Source organism: Enorma sp., assembly GCF_982429025.1.
In genome coordinates this window covers 24,861-42,141 of sequence record NZ_CEWCAA010000002.1, presented here as the reverse complement: position 1 = coordinate 42,141, position 17,281 = coordinate 24,861, and the positions used below count along the sequence as shown (strand labels likewise).

The following is a 17,281-nucleotide window of genomic DNA, read 5'->3' as shown; positions in this document are numbered from 1 at the left end:
AAGGCTTGCTAGTTAGATGTTGAGATGATGATGCTTGCAAAAAAGGGGTGAAATGCATGAACGAATCCCAACTGCGCACGTCGATTCGGGAGAGTGAGCTAAGAATTGAAGGCTGCCGTGTAGAAATAAAGCAGCTTGAGCAAAAGATAGATGACCTCATTGATGTAAGAAACGGTCTGTCTTCCTATAAAGGCGTTATGGCCAACCAGGTTGACAACGGCTTGGCAAAGCTCAATTCAATAACGGCAATGAGTTGCCTTGCCCGGTCCGCATCAACATATGCGGCGAGTATGTCGAAGGCATTACATGGCAGTTCGTACTCAGGCGCTCAACAATCTTTGGATAGCGCTATTGCCAAGGTCGATAAAGCAATTCAGTCATGTGAAGCGGAGATTGAACAGTACCGTAGAACAATGGCAAACTGCCGCAACCAGATTGATGCATCGCGCAGGGAGCTCACTAGGCTTCAAGCAGGGGACTAGAGAATACAGCGATTGACAAATCCGGTAATCTACGAGCTAAACAAGGGGACGTATATTGATGTCTAGCCTTATCGTTGATGATAGCAACTGCAGGAACCGAGGGTCGCATATAGAGACATACTGCATCGCTCTCAACAGCAGTTTAATTGATTTCAGTGAAGCGCTTCACAGCATACGAAACGAAGCTGTTAAAGAGGGGGAGCTGGCAGATGCGCTTGATGCGTTTATGGAGTGCATTGACGTCTTAATGGACGAATTGAAGACAATCGGCAACACCATAGATGAACGAGCAGACAACTTTATCGATTCCATCGACGAGGCGGATCAAGAGCTCTATTGATTGGTGATTGAAATGGCTAAAACTATCGATATTGACGTCGCCGCATTGGACGAATGCCTAACAAAGCTGCGTGATGTTCTTGCGGAACTTGAAGGCTATGTTCCGATGTGTGATGAAGCGAGCGGCTCCGGTAAGGTCGTATCGCAGCTTGCTGAGATCGATTCCGCTCTCGATGAGGTGAAATCGAATCTTTCGACACTCATTACGACGAGCATCTCGTTTTTCGAGAATGCACGCTCGGGCTATTCAGATGCGGACCAATCTGCGTCTTCTGCCATTGCGGGAGAGTAGGACAAGCATATGAAGCGAGATTTCTCAGACGAGGCCAAAGAACGCTTGCTATCGCTTGTAAAGCAGGTAAATGACGAAAAATGGTGCGATTTTACCGATTGGTTTGGAGACCGTTGGGGAGATCTGCAATATTCGACAGGATTCTTGAAACTTGAGGACGATCTGAGCAACGTCGATGCGTTTCATAAATCTATCATTGATAAAAACAATCTGAGCGCAGATAAGATAAATGAAATCTTTTCAAACGTAAACGATATCGATTCCGGTTACGGTGTTCGCTTCGCCGCGCTTTTGACGCAGGTCCAGAGGATAGGGAGCCTCATTGAGCGCGCAAATGCGGTCATACAGCCATCTACATGCACGTTCGATAGCGGGCAGATGACCGCGCTCAAAAATGAGATGGCTGCCTACAGTGCCGAACGGGACTTGCTGACAAAGATAGCAGGGGATGGAATTACTTCCGAGGAGCTAGAAACAACGGATCCGGTTATCCGGAATAACATCCTATCCAGCCTAATTTCGAATTTGGTGGATTACTTGCCTAATCTCGGTTTGGGCGAAGAGTTTACGTTGATGCTCGGTCCTGGATTGATGCTTTACTATGCGGTTGAGGGGTCGATCGACAACAATTCGCCATATTCGATAGATACAGAGATAGCAAACCAGAGAGTTGGTTTCAAAAACTTTACGACGACAGCTGATTCTGGGGTTGGACTTACGGGCTCGGGAAACATTGACAAGGACGGCAATTCTGGGCTGTCGATTAAGTCTGAGAGCACCTCGGCAACTATCAGCGAAAACGGTCTCGAAGGTTCCGCTTCATTCAAAATAGGGGAGAGCACGTACACCGTAAAGGTGGGCGCAACGATGTCCAAAGAGCTCACCTTCGAGGAATCAATTGAAACGCCTGTTCAAGAGTCTGGGAGCATCACATCGACAATAGGCATAAAGAAACAAGGCGATGAGGGCAACTGGCCCAAGCTTCCACAGGTCGAAAGCGAGCCAACTTTGGTAAACCACTATGCGCCCAGCCTCGATGGGGACGCCGTTAAGACTACTGTCATCGTTGTTGGCGGTATTATACTTTGGGGCGCTGCGGCATATTTCTCAGGAGGCGCGTCTTTGACTGTTGCTCCCGTTCCGATTTTCTGATGGAGACAAAGCATGGTATACAGTGCAAAGAATGTAAAAAAGCTGCGCTCCTTTGTGGTGGTGTTGCTGGCACTGATTGTTGCATTGGCTGGCGCGATGCAGCTGTACGGTTGCTCCAGCGAGGCTAGAGAACAGGGAAGCGCGGTATCCAAACAGCCCAGCGATGAGAGCACATACAATATCATTTACAACCAAGCGCTGCTGAATGTGATGGGCTATTCGACAGCGGACGAGGCGATTCGGGATAGTGACGAGTCAAACGACCCCGATTCTGAAGCGGGATATCTTGAGGCGCATGTGCTCGACGACGGGTCGGTTAGCCTAACGTATTCCTCCGAGCAGTATGATTACACGCTTGATTGGACCAAGAAACAGATCGAGAGCTCCTGCTCGTCGTTCGCGAGTCTATATGACGGATGTTCACTTGAGGTAGATGATGGCTGGCAGACGATTGACTGTTACCTAACGCCCGATGTTGCGACATCGGTTGGAACGTGGCTTTCATCAATCCAGATTGTAGAGATCTACTGTGCCCAGATGCAGACCCTTGAGCACCCCGGTGACGCATCTTGGACGGTGACAATCAACCTCTATAACGTCGAAACCGGACAACTTGTCGTGAGCGCTTCCTCGGAAGGCGGAACGCTGAGTTTTACACCGGAGGATTGGGGCGTGAGCAGCTAATGGATACCACCATGATTGTTTCAGTTGACGACGTTCGACTTGCGGTACCTGCTGATTTTCGTCCGATGAATTCCGATGAGATTTCCGGGCACTATGGATCATTCAAATTAAATGAGGCTTTTATTCAAGATGCGGACAGAGCATATCTTGCGATTCAATTCGGCGAGCAAGCTCTAGGCCAAGATGGCGTCACGCAGCGGATCGATGAATGTGAGCGTGTATACCGACGCATGTCGCCCGGGTTTGTTATGGGGGAGAAGCGTCTGTATACCGGTGGCGATGCTGAGACCGCAGCCCTTTCGTTCAAGTCTAATGCGTTAGATCGCGATTTGCTCAACATGCTCGCGATTTCGAGTATGGCGGGTAAGGAACTCTTTCTCCTATTGACCTGTAATATCGAAGATGCGCAGCGCTATATACCGATGTTTACGGCAATGGTTGAGAGCCTTCGCCTAGAGTCGACGGATTGTTAGTGATACGACTGGAAGGCGAGTGAGTAAGTAGGGTCTGCGCGTCGCAACGTGAGCTGTTGAACAACCCTCTCCGGGCGGTTTTCGGTGCCGTGCCCACGCCTCCGCGGCGATAATGGGAGCATGCCGCACCTCGTGCGCCTCGTGGCCACAGGGGAGCTCGACCCCGGGGAGGTTTCGCAATGACGCCAGATTCATCGAGGGCGAAAGCCCGTCAACGTATTCGGGTTGCTGTTGATGCATTCAAGGATATGCCGTCCGAAAAGGCGTATGTAACGCTGGGCATCGGAGGAGGCTTTGCGCTCGATGAGTTCATCTCATGCGATGGCTCTCGGCACAAGATGAACCGTGCTTTTCTCAACGTGCTCGCGCATTATCTTGGAAATCTTGACGCTTTTCAAGGGTGCCTTATGGATGCGGGGGCAACGGGCCTGCATATTTTTGTAGAAGCGGATCCCGCTCGCGCGTGCAAGACGGCCTGCCGGCTGCTGGAGGGCGTCTCGGATCTTCCGGTCGAGCGTGAAGCTTTTGAACGGGCGCGAGAGACGGCGATTGAACGCTTCGCCCGGTACTATAAGGATGAATCGTTCAGGGCTCATTATCATGCCTTCGAAAAGCTCCATTACAATAAACGCTTTTCGCTTTCATCCCTGGCACACGATGTTAAGGGCATTACATTTGAGGAGTTCTCTTCCCTCCTTGGGATGCTGCTCGAACCGGGCAACCTCTGCACGCACATCCTTGGCTCCATCGATTATGAACGGCTTCGCGCTCTGGATACGGCGCTAAGCGACGAGGTGGGGCATCGTCCAAGCATCCAATGGGTGGCTTCACCGCGCGACCCGTATCTTTGCCAAGACGCTCATGTTGTAATACGCGGGCGCACGGAGCTCTGCGTGACGGTCATCGCGTTGCTTACCGATTGTTTGGAAGCGACGGCAGCAGAGAAAAGATTGCTGGTCGATCTGCTTGCTTCGGCACCGGGCCTTCCCGCCTGCGTGGTAGAGGCCGACGCACTCGACGCGGGCCTCATCTTCGAGCAGCAGCGCCCAAAACCGGTAAAGAGCCAGTTGGCATTTCCAGGGCCCGATACATTCGAAGCTGCAAGAGGTGCCGTGCTTGCCCGATACGCCTCAATGGCAAAGAACGATCCTCGAGCATATGGAGCGCTTGCAACAGACGCCATCCTTTCGGGATTTACCGTAAGCGATTACCTCGAATCGGTCTCTGCCTGCTCTTTTAGCGATTTTGAGCAGGTACGCATGAAGCTTGATCCATTTCTTCGTGAGTTCCAGGTGGTAGTGGAAAGGGTGAGTGGGCATGGCAGAGTTGTTTCTTGATCCTACGGGGTTTGATAGCCAGACAGATACGTTTGTTTCGGCGTCTGAGTCAGCGAAAGCCGTCTCCTATTCGTGCGATGCAGGGTCAGCGGAATTGGCGAGCGTCGAGCGGTATGTTGAATGCATCACAGAATTCAACAATACCGTGAAAGAATTTGGCTTATTGCTCGACAGCGATGCAACCGCCCTGCGCGAGATCAAGGCGCAGTGGATGAATGCCGACAACGCTATTGCTAACTACACGATAGGTGAAGTGGCTCTCAAGGGATTTAAGGTGCTCTTCGGACTGGATGAGGAGTGACGAAGATGGCTGTTTCAAGCGGAAATCTTAAACTTGATAACAGGTCTCTTGATTCAATGGCGGAGGCTATTTCGTCATACGAAGAGACAGCTCAGGATGCGTTTTACGATTTCTACAAAGCTGCGTATATCCTGTCTGCATCAAGTCATTATCGGGGGCAATCGGCAGATGCGTTCAAAGCATATATGACAAATGGCCCCGTTAACGTCGTAACAGAGTTGCTCGACATCACCTCCGACCTGTCGATGATCGCAAAAACGGTCAAGGAGACGTTTCTCCAGGTGGAGCCAAACTCAAATGGACGCATTGGGCAAGCGGAGCTAGTCAATGCGCGGCAGGGATCGGACAAGCATGCGGCTTCGCTGGAAGACTATAAAGGGGAGATAAACGCGACGCTCAACCAGGCGGCGGAGTACATCTCCCCGGTTGGGCTCAATTATTCCGACATAACCGCAGCATACCAGCAAGTCGATGCCACCATCGATACGATCGATACGAACCTCGCCACGGCGGATCAAAGCTCTAAGGCGTTTGTTGACGAGCTCTATGAACGCATCTCGAAGCTTAAGCTCATGATTAGCAATTTGCGGTCATCGTGCTATGCCGGCGGCTCGTTCAATGAGGAGGGGGCGTCGGGTCTTGCAAGCCGTGAATGGTACGTCACGGCGGCCAACACGACTCTTGCGCTTAAGCTCGAGGAAGACCCCTTCTCGTATGAGGCGGGAGAGGTTACGCTTACCGAAGACCAATGGGTTGCCGGCCTCTGCCAAGATGTGTACGCCTATGCGGGATATTCACTCCTTGCCCGAGGTTGGGAATATGGCGCTCAGGATGGCACCGTTTACGCGAATGGATATTTCTCCGCGATTCAAGGCGATGCGCGGGCGCAGTTCACAGAATTTGCGGTTGCCGAAGGGCAGGCCCGCGTCGGATATGTCGAAGGTGACGTTAAGGCTGGGTGGAGCGATGAATACATTGGCGCTCATGCCGAAGGGAGCATCGGAGTAGCGCAGGCGGAGGGCAAGATTCGCATCGGACCCGAAGAATTTGGTGGCTTTATATCGGGGGCTGCGGATTTCTGCACGGCAGAGGGAGCCGCGGCCTTCGAGCTCGAGGATGATGGGGAGTTTGCCATCGGCCTTAAAGGTGAAGCGACGGCTGCGCAGGCAAAGGCTACAGCCGGCTTCGACTTCCTTTCCTACTCATCTGATAACGATGGGTCTACCTTTGGCGAAAAGGAGAAGAAGCGTCTGTTTGGAGCCAGCGCAAGCGCCAAGGCGGGCGCTGGCGTGAGCGCAGGGGCTTGGCTCGAGAGCGAGACGGCTATCGAGGGAAACTTTGTAAACGTCAACGCTACGTCGTTCAGCCTCGATCTTTCGCTCATCGTTGGCTTCGAGGTCGATGTTACCGTCCCAACGTTGTCGTTCAAATGGCCTTGGTAGGGGGTGATTCATGTGTCGAATCAAGATCAGGTAGATCAATACAGGCGGCAAATGAATCAAAAGAAGCAGGAGCTTGACGCTGTGCAAAGCGAGCGGAGCCAATACATGGCGACAGCTCAAAGAATCGGAGAGATCTACGATCGCCTGGCACAAAATAAAGCGACTGTTCGCGAAAAGCGCGATGCGCTCAACAGCTTTAAAGATGACGAATACGCCTGGTTTGTAGGCACCCAATATGATGAGGCATATCGAGGAAGCGTGCAGACGGTGGTGGGTTCCTACGACACGCTCATCAAGCTTCTTGATACGAATCTTGATATGCTTAACAACGAGCGACGGAGGTACGAGAATAAGGCCTATGAATGCGACGGCCTTATCGGCGTGCTCGAGAGGGGCATCAACTATCTCGGCCGTTCGATTCAGAACCTCATTAACTAAGGGTGAGATGTATGAAAATACGTGCGGTTGTACCGTTGCGCTATCAAAATCTGCTCGAGCGCGACGACGCAAAACGAGAGCTGGCCGATATCCAGGCATTTCTTGATACCAGCGGTATTGAATATGGAGAGGGCGCCATCGAGTTTACGCCGTTGAGCATGAGATACGTCCATAGCGATCGACAGCTTCATATGGCGTGCCTTTTTGTTAACACGCTTGAGGGCGCCATACAAGAGCTTCACGCGGTTGTTCGCTTGAAGCTCGCCGATGGCTCCGCTGGGCGGAGCGGTTCGGCTGAGGCTGCTCGGAATGCGATATTTGCCAAGACGACCTTCGACTTCGCCCCTGATTTCATGGGGAGGCTCAATCGAGGGGAGGCAATGCTTATTCACATAGGCATTCCGACGAAGGGGCTTCACGAGGACGAGGCTTTCTCGGTGCGCGATTTCGTCATTTCGGTTTCGGAAGTTCGCGTGACGCCTGCTCCCCCTCTTGACGAGCCGGACGAACGAGAGGGCTGCGATGATGTTTGGTAACAGCGGAGACGGCTTCGTAGAGTGCTTGGGCACGATCGAGCAGTTTGGAATCTGGGGACCATATAACTATTGGCGGGTACGCGTCTCGTACGTAGTGGCCGGGGTTCGCTATGAGATTACCGAATCGGTCAAGATGGTGTCTCGCGCCATCAAACTGGGCCCCATTCCCATCGGGCAGGAGCAGGTTCCCAAATTGCCAACAACCGAGGTGGGGGCAGCTGTTACGGTCTGCTATGACCCTAATCAGCCCCTTCGGGCGTATTTGCGCGAGAACGTTGGCCATATGACTACCGACTAGCAGCCATGTGGCATTGATCTGCCTGGACGGCCCATGTAACTGCGCCGGTCCCGCCTGAGGATGAGACGCGCCGGACGACGTGCCGAGCTTGGCGTGGAACCGCGGATTGCTCGCGATAACGCGCTCCCATCGCGCCGGATGACGTGGCGAGTGCAGAGGGCCGGTAGGTGTTGCACAACCCAACCGACCGGTTTTCTGCTTTGCAGAAGGGCCGCGGCGGTGATAATGGGAAAAGCGATGCTGCGGCATACGGCGTAGAAAGGGGACATCATGGCCAAGGTCATGTTCGACGTGCTGCTTCCCTCGACGGGCAGGCACTACGACTTCTGGGTGCCCGAGGACATGCCGATGCAGCAGGTTTCCCAGCTCGTCGCCGAGGCCATGCAGGTCGCCGAGCCCGACTATTACGAGGCGGCCCCCGACGCGGCGCTCATGTACGTGCCCACGGGCGAGATTCAGGAACCCTCGGCCACCGCAGCGGAGATCGGCTTCACCGACGGCGACGCGTTCGTGCTCGTCTAAGAGCGGCCGCCCATGAAGTTCAAGGTCGTCTATCGCAAGAAAACGGGCATCAAGCGCTTTCGCATCGAGAGCGATAAAAACGATGAGCTCGGCTACGCGGAAGCCGAGACGCTCAAGCGCGGCGGCCTTTCGTCGCTCGTGCCGCTCACGTACGAACAGCGCGGCCGCATCTACCGCTTCACCTACGCTGCGCAGGGTTTCGTGCCGCTCAGCAAGATGACGGGTGAGCCGTTTGCACCCCGCCAGCTGGAACGCATGCTCACTTCGTTCTACACCTTGCTGCTTGAATGCGAGAACAGCGGGCTCATGCGGCAGCGCGTGTGCGCGGACCCTGAGTACATCCTTTACAACGAGGCGGCCCGGGAGTGCCGCTTCATCTACGTGCCGCTTCAGTCGTTCGCCCCGGTGGAAAACGACCTCAAGGGGGCGCTCATCTATATGTGCGACCGCGCGAAGGTGCCGCCGGCCGAGGTTGCTCTGCGTGAGCGCGTTCTGGATTACCTGCGGCGCACGGCGGTCTTTACGAGCGTAGATTTCGGCGCGTTCCTGCAGAGCATGGGGCTTGTGGGCGAGGATGGCGCATATCTTCCCGATATTGCCCGCGACTCAGCATGGCTCGATACCGATCAGCTGGGAGACCGGGCGAACCATGGGCTCGATTTCGTTGCGGCGCAGCAGCGTGCGGCGGTGCCGACTCGATCGGAATGGAGGCTCGTGCGCGTGGCAACGGGCGAAAGCTGGTTGTTGGGCGCGGGAACGTATGACGTGGGCCGAATGCCGGAATGCTCGATTTCTCTGCCCGATGTGGTGGGGCTCAGCCGCAATCATATGGAGTTTCTGGTGGAGGGTTCGGGTTGTTACGTGCGCGATTTGGGGTCGACCAATGGCGTGAACATCAATGGGGCACGCGTTCCCGCGAATGTCTATGTGCCGGTGAGCGCAGGCGATATGCTCACGTTGGGCGAGGAACAGTTCGAGATTCAGTAGCAGATGGGTTACACGGCAGCGTAGGGAGGCAATATGGGGGTCGAAGCGATGGAGCGTCAGCTTGAGAATGCTCGCGTGGCGCTGCGCGAGCTGGAGCAGGAGCGCGAGGGGCTTGCCTCCTTCATGACCCAGGTGGCGAATGGTCGTGCGGAGTTTGAGGGACAGCTCGCGCGCAAACGCAACGTTGCCCAGCGCATGCGCCTGGTGCCCAATGCTAAGCTTGCGCAGGGAATCGCTGGGCTCATCGACAGCCGCCTGGACAATGGGTTCTCGGGGGGTATCGAAGGCTGCTTTGACGGCGTGGCGCGCGAGGGCCAGCGGGCAATCGCTCAGGTAGAGCAGGAGATACAGCGGACTCGGGCCACCATCGCTTCGCTAGAAGACAACATCGTAGCCGAGCGGTGGCGCATCGCAGAAGAGGAGCGGCGTCGTGCCGAGGAGGCAGCGCGTGCTGCAGCCGAGGCGGCTCAAGCCGCTCGGCAGGTATAGGAGGCGGATATGGATATCGTTATTGCGGATGCGGAGATGCGCACGGCGGCGGGTGCCATCGAAGATGCGCTCTACCAACTCTCGTCCATATGCTCCCGTGCGGTGCCCATCATCAAAGGGCTTCAAGACACCGGCGCGCTCTCGTCTGAGAATCTCGACGAAAAGTACCAACAGCAGCTGGCCGACCACTTGAATGCCCTGGCAACGACCATGGAGGAGCTGCATGAGGGCGTGCTGACGGATGCCATGGCATTTGTGGGGCAGATCGACGAAATCGATTCGTTCGTGTACTAGGGCCGCGCTTTTGGGGTCCAAGCGAGAGGGGCGCTATGAGCACTATCACCGTAGACAAAAACGGCATCCTTGATGTGGTCGCCGGGCTCCGCGCATTGCAGGCCATGACGGCGGAGTACGAAGCGTTCTCGGTTTCGTTTGGGCAGAGCAGGGGGCCGCAGGCCGTGGCGCTGAGCGAGGCGGCTACGCGCGTGGCCGCGCTTGCCCAGGCACAGGACGATCTCCTTGAACAGATTATACGGGGCATTGTGTATGACGCCGAGGCCTTGGGCACGGTCGATGCCGAGCTTGCCCAGGCGCTGCTCGCCGAGGGGAGTGCGGCGTCATGAGACATACGGCGGGGTTCCGTGCAACGCGGAGCAGTTTGGCGTGCCGTGCGGCTCCAGGCTGTCCGTCGTGCGGCCAAGCGGGGCGTGCGAAACAGGTGACTGGCATAGCACGAGGCCGCTTGGCGTGCGTGTTTGCAACGGTGGCGTTGCTGGCAATGATGATGTTGGGAGGGTGCACGATGGTGCAGGATGCAAGTTCGCAGATGTCGCGGGGTTCGCAGGGGACGGCGTCTCGCGCGCAGACGACCCAGGACCAAAGTACGCCTTTCCCCTGGCAGGAGGATACTGAGCTCACCGACGACCTCGAACGCGTGGCGGGGACGCTCGGCATGAGCGAAGACGAAATTGAGCAGATGCGCGTCGATGGCGTGGACGAGAGTTCGTGGCGGCTCTTGGCGCCGGCGCTTGCGGCCGAGGAGCACCTGGCGCAGAAATACGGCATCGGGTTCACGGCGATCGATTGCTACTACAACCTCACCGACGACCAGCAGGGCAACCGAGCCTGCATGGTGCGTGTGACGCCGCAGGCTGGTGAAAACGCTGGTAACGAGTACCTTGTGCGCTGTGATTGGACCCAGGATGCCGCAAGCCCGGTGTGGACCGAGGATTATCTTGCAGTGGCTCGTGCCGGCGAATATGCCGCCTATGTTGAAGGGCTTTTGGAGCCCGGACTGACCGACATAGGACCTGGCCTGGTCATTACCGCGCAATTCTATGAGGGCGATATGTTCGGCGACGACGAAGGCCCGGCGACCCCCATCGCCGAGCTCGCCCGCGCGCATATGGGCGAACTCTATGTGTACGTGCGGCGCACGGAGGGCATGGACGAAGCGGCGTTCGATACCGAGGTCGCGACCATCGCTGAGGCGGCGCGCGCGACGGGGCTTCGCCTGTACATCACGGCGGGCTGCATCGACCGTCTGGGTGCCGATGAGGAGCTCACGCTCGAGGTGGGGGCTGGCGCCATGCGCAACCGCGATGCCACCGATGCCGAGCACCTGCTTCCCGTGTGCGTGTGGCGACGGTCGGTTGCGGTGAACGAGGCGAGCAGGACGAGCGCGGAGGGCGCGCAAGCCGCGTCCTAGCTGTGACAAAAGGAGGTGCACGATGGCGTTAACCGACGCGCAGGTGGGCATGCTCGATGTATTGACCTACGAGAACGAGGGTGGCGGAGGCATTTTTTCGGCAAGCGATGTCAAACAGGGGGCGGCCCTGGGCGATATTGTCAACCGCTACCTTGCTTCCGGTAACGAGACGAATGCCGATCGCGCGCTGCTCGAGGCGATTGCTAGCGACCCAGACCTCAGCAGCCTACGCCTGATCGATATCGACTCGTACAACGCGCGCGGCTCCCGAGCGCTGGCGTTTCAGTCGCAGGACGCTGCGGATACCTATGTGGTCTTCAAGGGCACGGGCACCGGTGAGACCATTGAGGGCGATGCGACCAACTCGGAGTGGTACACCGATGCCATGGGCCTCTCGTCCACCGACACGCAGCCGCAACGCGAGGCCAAGGCCTATCTTGAATACATCGAGGGTCGCTTTGGCGGGTCAATCACGGCGACCGGTCATTCCAACGGTGCCAACAAGGCCATGTACGGTGCCATAACCACCGACGTGGTGGACCGGTGCGTGGTGTTTGACGGTCAAGGATTCAGTGCCGAGTTCCTGGATAAATACGCCGATCGCATCGACCAGAACGCGCACCTCATCTCGTATTACGGGCTCGAGGGCGACTACGTGGGCCCGCTTCTGCTGCCGCTTCCCATCGATAAGCGCTACATCAAATATGGCGACTCGTTTGACCCCGACGACCCGCTTAACACCTTCGCGATGAATCACGGTATGGACTCGTTTTACACCTCGTTCATACAGGAAGACGGCTCGATTCGCTATGAGTTCTCGGCGGGCGAGCAGTCGGAGTTCTCGCGCGAGATAGAGAATCTCATCCAGCACATCTGCGACAACACAACGCACGAGGAGCTGAGTTTGGTGGCTCCCGTTATGGGAGAGCTCCTCGACTCACTGAGGGGCAGCAAGGGCAAGAGCGTGGGCGAGGTGTTCTCGGATGAGAACAACCGGGCGGGCGTGCTCTTGCTCGTTGCCCTGCTTGTCTCGTACGACGGGCTTTCCGATTTCGTCTCGGCGGGGCTCGATGCCTTTGGAGATTCCATGTCCGAGGAGGACCGACGCGATTTTGAACTGCTGCTCCAGCTTTCGAGCAATCTGTACTCGGTGCTCACGCATTTTGGTTTAGGAGCGTTCCTTGGGACTATGATTGACACGGCGGGCATCAGTCTCAAGGTTGGCGGATCGATGGTGTTGGGGCTTTCTCACGCGGCGCTTGGATTCGATCCCATGAGGAGTAATCTGGTGCGTGATTTTAGCGAGGAGAAGCGCCAGGAGCTGCTCTCAATCGTACGTGAGATTGAGAACGAGCAGTGGTTCGATCCCACACGCTGGGACGTGGTGTACCGGGCCGAGAAGTTTTTCGGACGGCTCAACATAGCAAACTACCAGAACGATATGCGCACGTACTACCGCAAGGTGGCCGATATCGAGGGAACGACCGAGGCGCAGGTGAACCAGATCTTCGCCGGCGTGGAGGCGGCGAGCAAGCAGTACCAGAGGCGGGTACAGGAGAGTTTGGGTGAGGCGCTTGCCGTCATTCAACGCGCTGCGCCGTTGACAGCGTAGGGGCCAAAGACGAGGCATGGAACGCTCTCCCGCATGTAACCGATTGTTAACGCAGGGCGTCCATGTCTCTCTGGGCAAATGAGTTATTACATAAAGTGCATGAGTTGTGACAAGCTGGTTGCACGCTGTTCCGACGATGCAGTAAGACAAATGGAGTCGGTAGGGGAGCGTTTGGGAGAGCGGCCGATGTGGCGTGCGAGCCCAAGCGCGCTTGCAGCGCGGAGGTGTTCGTCGTGGACGCGTGCCGGTGTGCCCGGTTCGTGAATGTCTATGATGCCGAGCTGCTGAGCGAATCTGCTCGTTCGCGGGTGTTCCGCGGGGTGGTTGCTCGGGGCAGCTTGGCCGGTTTGCCTTGCGTCTACAAGGAGTTTTCGGGATCAGCTGCCTATCTGCGGCACCACGACGCCCTGCTATCCGCTCTCGAGCGCGCCCAGGCGAATGCGGGTGGCGGATGGCGCGGCGCTATTTCTGGCTTGCCGCGCATGTACGGTCACGCGCTTGTCACCTTGCCCGATGCTACCGAGCTCCTGTGCTGCTCATACGCGTGGGTCGAGGGAACGTCGTTGGCGCGCGTGCTGGTCGATGGCGGTGCATCCGAGGCGCGGCGTGTGCTGCGTGCGCATCCGGCCAACGCGCTTTCGCTGGCGGCGGCGATTGCGCGTGCCGTTGCGGCGATGCATGATGCGCTGCCGGGGCAGGTGCTGGTGCATCAAGACATCAAGCCTTCGAACATCGTGGTCTCGCCGCTGTTCGCGATGCCGGTTAAGGGCCCTGCAGCTGTGCCGCCTCCGTTGGCCACACCCGCTGCATGGGATTGCGCGCTCATCGATATCGATTTGGCGTATGCCGTGCCGGCAGCGGACGGCGTTTCGGGGGAGCTCGAAGCCTTCGGCCGCGCAGCCACCGTGCGCGATTCCATGGTCCGTGAAGTCTTCTGCCCCGTACCACACGGCACGCCGGGCTATGCGGCACCTGAATGCGTGGCGGATGAGAGCACGTCCGGTCCCGTGGGCGTCGCGCCGGGCCCCGCTTCCTCCTCCGATGTCTTCTCGCTCGCCGTAGTCATCCACGAGCTCCTTGCGGGCACGCTTCCCTATAGCGCGTCGCAGCCCGAGCCGGGTTCATCGGCCCAGGCGTGGGCAGGGTTCTTGCAGGCGGCCGAGCAACCCATAGCTCTTGATCCCAATCTTGCGCCCGAAGTTTCCGAGCTTCTCGCCTCCGCCCTCTCATTTGATCCTTCCTCTCGGCCTGCGGCTCGCGTCCTTGCTGAAGGTCTTGAGCGCACCGCCCGTTGTTGTGCTCGGGTGCTCGCTTCTGAGTGACGGGGCAGCCGATGGGGTGCTCACCGGGTAAATGCGCCTATGACGTGCTGATTTGCAACACCCCTCCAACATTTCTTGCGTATGGCCGAGGTGTTGCGCAACACCTCGGCTGCCTGATTGAACGTACGATGCTTGGTACGCGTGGAGAAGGGGGTGTTGTATGGCGGAGGGGTCCATGCCGGGCGCGGCGAAGCACGAAAGCTCGTGGGACAGCGCGTTCTATCGGTTTGCGGAGGGCATTCGCTCGCTGTCACGCGGGGCCATTAACTATAAGATTCTCTATGCGCTCGTGGGTACCAACGGCCGCTATGTCAACCACAGCAACGCTCTGGTGCGCAAACGCACGGCTGCCGCGTTTTCGCGTCTGATTCATTCCAGCCGCTATGCCGATGACCTGCGCGAATCGTATCATCGCGACGACGAAGTTTTCTCATATGCGGCGAGCGAGCTCGTCGAGGAGCTTCGTCGTACCTCCGAGCAAGACGATGCCGCCATCATGGACGCTCTCTTGGGCACGCTGATGGATGGCGTGCAGCAGGGACTTCTCAACGAACAGCTTTCAGGTCGTATGGATGTGAGCCGCATTCGCTTGCGTCGCGAGCTCGGTGCGCTTTCAGCGTGGTGCCATGCCGCCAAGGTTGGTGGAGAGATTCCGCTCGAAGAACTCGTGGCCGCCATCTTCCATCTGCTTGCTTTCGGTCGCTTGGACGAGCGCTTTGCGCGTACCCTGTTCGATGCCACGCCGGCCGAGGGAGCACAGGACGATGTTCTGGCGAATGAGCCTGAGTTTGACCGCGTTGGCGATGCCTGCCTCATCCGTGTGCGCGATGATCGCTCCGCTCCGCTCGACGGCATCTGGCGCGTACGAGCCGACGAGCCGTTCACCATCGGACGCTACACCGACTGCGACGCCATCGAGGCCGACCCACTTGTATCGCGGCTGCATTGCCGCATTTACTGCGACGATGGCACCTGGTATGTGGAGGACACGCATAGCTGCCACGGCACCCGGGTGCTGCGTGGCGATTCCGCCGCAAGTTCGACCGTCGTGTTTGACAGCGAGCAATCGGAGTCGCCGGTGTTCAAGCTTGCATTCGGCGACCGCATCGAGCTCGCAGGACGCGTGATGTATTGGTTTCGCTCGCTCGCAATGCGCGAGGCTCATCAGTAGGAGTGGCCTATGCCCAACTGTCAGATTCTAAATGTACCCGACGGCAGCCGAGCTCTTGCATATCCGGTCAGCTCGTTCGAAGTGGTCGAAGGCCGTCTTGCCGACGGCATGAGCGCGCTCGCAGCGACGGTGCTTCTCGACGGCCGTCTGATGCAGTATCCCGACGGCCACCTGGAGGCGCGCTATGCCATAGCGGGCGAGCTGCTGTCTGAGCGCTTGATGCGCCCATTTACCGCAGACGAGGCCTGCGCGCTCTTCAGCAGCATAGCTCGCCTCATCGACGCGCTCATCGAGCACCAGATGCCCATCATGAACGTGCAGATGAGCCTTGGCGAGGTGGCGGTCGATGGCGCGGGTTCGGCGCGCTTCGTCTTCTTGCCACTCAGCGATCTGGTGCCCGATCTCAAGGCGATGCAGGGGTTCTTCCGGTCTCTTGGCGAGCAGATGCGGGGTGTCGATACGACGGCGAACGGTATCATCGGCTCGTATCTCACCTATTTTCAGGCGTACCGCACATTCGATGTCATGGCGTTTTCCAAGCATCTCGAGCAGCTTGTGGTTTCTGCGATGTGTTCGCTTGAGCCCAATGAGACCATCCCCAAGGAGGCGGCGGCACCCGAGCGCTTTCCCCGCGGCGGCGAGCGCACGACCTGCCTTGACGTTGAGCGGGGCGATGACCAGGAGACGACGGTCCTTCAGATCGAGGAAGCGAGCGACTCGCTCACCACAATGTTGTCCGGGGCGAATACGGGCGGATCTGAGCCGGCTTCCGCCGCCGTGACCGATACGGGAACGGTGGTGCTCGAGACAGATGATGAGCAGGTTGATGATCGCTATGCCGATGAACACGTGATTCAGTCGCGCCAAGGGCTTACGGGCGTACTGAGCGACTTGGATTTCAGCATATGGGACGATGCGTCCGAGACGAAGCGGCAAACGCCTCAGCCCGTACCCGAGGAGCATCATCTGGAGCCCGCGCCTGCGACGCCGATTCCGAAGCGGCCCGCGGCGCCCGCGCCCACGGTAGCTGAGCCCGAGCCGTACGCCGAGCCGGAGCCAAACGCTGCGTCGGAGCCCGCTGCGCCCGAGTTCGAGCCGCATGCGGCGCCCGAGCAAAACGCTGAACCCGAGCCTGCCGCGCCCGAGCCTGAGCCATCGGCTCCGGAGCAGCTCGAGATCGAGGAGCTCCCTGAGCCTGAGCCCGTGCCGCCCGCCCTCAAGGTGGAAAAGGAAGTCGGTCCGTCGCATGGTTTGGATAGCGCTTCGGCGACATTGGAGTGTGAGGAGGATTTCGCATCCCCAACACCGGCACCAGCGCCTGCCGCACCGATACCGTCCTCTGTTGCGCCGGTCGCTCGTGCGCCGCGCCGACACTTCACCATGACGCGTCTGCGCACCGGCGAGACCTTCGAGATCCGCGGCCGGCACTTTGTGGTGGGTAAGTCGAAGCACAGCTCGTTCCAGGTTCGCAACACCACGACCGTCTCGCGCAGCCATGCGATTTTCTGCGTGAGGGACGGCGTATGCACCGTGATGGACGATTCGTCGCGCAACGGTACGTTTGTAAACGGCGAGCGCTTGGAACCGGGTGTGGCAATGGAGCTGGAAGACGGCGATACCGTGCGCATGAGCGACGTCGATTTCGTGTTCGAGGTCGATTAGATACGGCAGGACGGCAAAGCAGCGCGCACCGGTA

22 protein-coding genes are annotated in these 17,281 nt (G+C 57.8%); all 22 read left to right on the top strand.

The features are described from left to right. Window positions 1-56: 56 nt before the first annotated feature. The 22 genes from AC1VS5_RS00825 to AC1VS5_RS00720 all read left to right on the top strand — a co-directional run bounded on the left by AC1VS5_RS00825 (window position 57) and on the right by AC1VS5_RS00720 (window position 17,247). Complete coding sequence (locus AC1VS5_RS00825) at window positions 57-482, top strand: hypothetical protein (protein WP_481217365.1); 426 nt, start codon at window positions 57-59, stop codon at window positions 480-482. Window positions 483-540: 58 nt separating this feature from the next. Continuing rightward, the gene (locus AC1VS5_RS00820) at window positions 541-822 is read left to right on the top strand and encodes a hypothetical protein (RefSeq protein ID WP_481217364.1); all 282 of its coding nucleotides are present in this window, start codon (window positions 541-543) and stop codon (window positions 820-822) included. A gap of 12 nt (window positions 823-834) precedes the next feature. After that, window positions 835-1,113, top strand: coding sequence for a hypothetical protein (locus AC1VS5_RS00815; protein ID WP_481217363.1), 279 nt, complete (start codon window positions 835-837; stop codon window positions 1,111-1,113). 9 nt (window positions 1,114-1,122) lie between these two features. Continuing rightward, the gene (locus AC1VS5_RS00810) at window positions 1,123-2,265 is read left to right on the top strand and encodes a hypothetical protein (protein WP_481217362.1); all 1,143 of its coding nucleotides are present in this window, start codon (window positions 1,123-1,125) and stop codon (window positions 2,263-2,265) included. Window positions 2,266-2,277: 12 nt separating this feature from the next. Continuing rightward, window positions 2,278-2,949, top strand: a complete 672-nt coding sequence (locus AC1VS5_RS00805) for a hypothetical protein (RefSeq protein ID WP_481217361.1) — start codon at window positions 2,278-2,280, stop codon at window positions 2,947-2,949. Further along, window positions 2,949-3,422: a hypothetical protein gene (locus tag AC1VS5_RS00800; RefSeq protein WP_481217360.1), complete on the top strand. Its 474-nt coding sequence runs from the start codon at window positions 2,949-2,951 to the stop codon at window positions 3,420-3,422. The genes AC1VS5_RS00805 and AC1VS5_RS00800 overlap by 1 nt, the downstream gene beginning before the upstream one ends. 248 nt (window positions 3,423-3,670) lie before the next feature. Next, window positions 3,671-4,759, top strand: coding sequence for a hypothetical protein (locus AC1VS5_RS00795; protein ID WP_481217359.1), 1,089 nt, complete (start codon window positions 3,671-3,673; stop codon window positions 4,757-4,759). Next, on the top strand, window positions 4,740-5,060 hold the full coding sequence (locus tag AC1VS5_RS00790; protein WP_481217358.1) for a hypothetical protein: 321 nt from the start codon (window positions 4,740-4,742) through the stop codon (window positions 5,058-5,060). The genes AC1VS5_RS00795 and AC1VS5_RS00790 overlap by 20 nt, the downstream gene beginning before the upstream one ends. Window positions 5,061-5,065: 5 nt before the next feature. Then, window positions 5,066-6,502, top strand: coding sequence for a T7SS effector LXG polymorphic toxin (locus AC1VS5_RS00785; protein WP_481217357.1), 1,437 nt, complete (start codon window positions 5,066-5,068; stop codon window positions 6,500-6,502). A 51-nt stretch (window positions 6,503-6,553) separates the two neighbouring features. Continuing rightward, window positions 6,554-6,940 carry a hypothetical protein gene (locus AC1VS5_RS00780; RefSeq protein WP_338081844.1) on the top strand — a complete coding sequence of 129 codons (387 nt, stop codon included), beginning with the start codon at window positions 6,554-6,556 and terminating at the stop codon, window positions 6,938-6,940. Window positions 6,941-6,951: 11 nt separating this feature from the next. Then, complete coding sequence (locus AC1VS5_RS00775) at window positions 6,952-7,476, top strand: hypothetical protein (RefSeq protein WP_481217356.1); 525 nt, start codon at window positions 6,952-6,954, stop codon at window positions 7,474-7,476. Next, on the top strand, window positions 7,463-7,774 hold the full coding sequence (locus tag AC1VS5_RS00770; protein ID WP_022349204.1) for a DUF3592 domain-containing protein: 312 nt from the start codon (window positions 7,463-7,465) through the stop codon (window positions 7,772-7,774). Before AC1VS5_RS00775 ends, AC1VS5_RS00770 begins: the two co-directional genes overlap by 14 nt. A gap of 270 nt (window positions 7,775-8,044) precedes the next feature. Beyond that, entirely contained in the window at window positions 8,045-8,296 is a 252-nt protein-coding gene (locus AC1VS5_RS00765) for a hypothetical protein (protein ID WP_204666344.1), read from the top strand. Window positions 8,297-8,308: 12 nt separating this feature from the next. Next, window positions 8,309-9,283: an FHA domain-containing protein gene (locus tag AC1VS5_RS00760; protein ID WP_481217355.1), complete on the top strand. Its 975-nt coding sequence runs from the start codon at window positions 8,309-8,311 to the stop codon at window positions 9,281-9,283. A 33-nt stretch (window positions 9,284-9,316) separates the two neighbouring features. After that, on the top strand, window positions 9,317-9,772 hold the full coding sequence (locus AC1VS5_RS00755; protein ID WP_481217354.1) for a hypothetical protein: 456 nt from the start codon (window positions 9,317-9,319) through the stop codon (window positions 9,770-9,772). 9 nt (window positions 9,773-9,781) lie between these two features. Further along, window positions 9,782-10,066: a hypothetical protein gene (locus AC1VS5_RS00750; RefSeq protein WP_022349208.1), complete on the top strand. Its 285-nt coding sequence runs from the start codon at window positions 9,782-9,784 to the stop codon at window positions 10,064-10,066. A 35-nt stretch (window positions 10,067-10,101) separates the two neighbouring features. Further along, window positions 10,102-10,395, top strand: a complete 294-nt coding sequence (locus AC1VS5_RS00745; protein ID WP_481217353.1) for a hypothetical protein — start codon at window positions 10,102-10,104, stop codon at window positions 10,393-10,395. Window positions 10,396-10,574: 179 nt separating this feature from the next. Continuing rightward, window positions 10,575-11,480, top strand: a complete 906-nt coding sequence (locus AC1VS5_RS00740; protein WP_481217352.1) for a hypothetical protein — start codon at window positions 10,575-10,577, stop codon at window positions 11,478-11,480. 22 nt (window positions 11,481-11,502) lie between these two features. Then, complete coding sequence (locus tag AC1VS5_RS00735) at window positions 11,503-13,092, top strand: Mbeg1-like protein (protein ID WP_481217351.1); 1,590 nt, start codon at window positions 11,503-11,505, stop codon at window positions 13,090-13,092. Window positions 13,093-13,280: 188 nt separating this feature from the next. Further along, window positions 13,281-14,414 carry a protein kinase domain-containing protein gene (locus AC1VS5_RS00730; RefSeq protein WP_481217350.1) on the top strand — a complete coding sequence of 378 codons (1,134 nt, stop codon included), beginning with the start codon at window positions 13,281-13,283 and terminating at the stop codon, window positions 14,412-14,414. Window positions 14,415-14,574: 160 nt separating this feature from the next. Continuing rightward, window positions 14,575-15,585, top strand: coding sequence for an FHA domain-containing protein (locus AC1VS5_RS00725; RefSeq protein ID WP_481217349.1), 1,011 nt, complete (start codon window positions 14,575-14,577; stop codon window positions 15,583-15,585). Between the two features lie 9 nt (window positions 15,586-15,594). After that, entirely contained in the window at window positions 15,595-17,247 is a 1,653-nt protein-coding gene (locus AC1VS5_RS00720) for an FHA domain-containing protein (protein ID WP_481217348.1), read from the top strand. The last annotated feature ends 34 nt before the right edge of the window (window positions 17,248-17,281 follow it).